At 58.1% G+C, this 837-nt stretch carries 1 protein-coding gene; it reads left to right on the forward strand.

What is annotated here, in order from left to right; genetic code table 11:
* The first annotated feature begins 66 nt into the window (after nucleotides 1-66).
* A protein-coding gene (locus ACXAHG_RS23520) for an IS5 family transposase (RefSeq protein ID WP_475061247.1) occupies nucleotides 67-824 on the forward strand; the annotation gives its coding sequence in 2 pieces (ribosomal slippage) (nucleotides 67-388 and nucleotides 388-824; 759 coding nt in all).
* Nucleotides 825-837 lie beyond the last annotated feature (13 nt).

Below are 837 nucleotides of genomic sequence, written 5' to 3' on the forward strand. Positions count from 1 at the left end.
TAGGCTCAGGACCTATTGATTTCCTTCTGTCAGCGTGATTCACGGTTCGAAAAACGAGCGGTGAGCATGTCTGATCTCTTCTGGCTTACGGACGCGCAGATGGCGCGCTTAGAGCCCTATTTCCCGAAATCCCACGGCAAGCCGCGTGTCGATGACCGTCGCGTGTTGAGTGGGATTATCTTCATCAATCGTAATGGGTTGCGATGGCGCGACGCTCCTGCTGAATACGGCCCCCACAAGACGTTGTATAATCGGTGGAAGCGGTGGAGCGACAAAGGCATCTTCGCACAGATGATGGCTGGATTGGCTGCCGGGCATGGCGAAGAGAAGACCGTGATGATCGACGCGACCTACCTCAAGGCGCACCGGACAGCGACCAGCATGGGCGTGAAAAAGGGGGGCGCGGTCGCCTGATTGGCCGGACTAAGGGTGGCATGAACACGAAGCTGCACGCGATCTGCGACAGCCATGGCCGACCACTCAGCTTGTTCGTCACTGCCGGGCAGGTCAGCGACTACATAGGCGCGCGGGCTCTGCTCAGCACCCTTCCGGATGTCGAGTGGCTTCTCGGGGACCGCGGCTACGACGCTGACTGGTTCAGAGAGGCGTTGAAAGACAAAGGGATACGCGCCTGTATCCCTGGCCGGAAGCAGCGCAAGATAACCGTGCGATATGACAAGCGGCGCTACAAACGCCGAAACCGCATCGAAATCATGTTTGGCAGGCTGAAGGATTGGCGACGTGTCGCCACTCGATACGACCGGTGTCCAAAGGTCTTCCTCTCAGCCATAGCTCTCGCCGCTCTTGTCATCTACTGGTTATGAGTCCAGACCCTAG

This window comes from Leisingera sp. ABD4_442, from assembly GCF_056160905.1.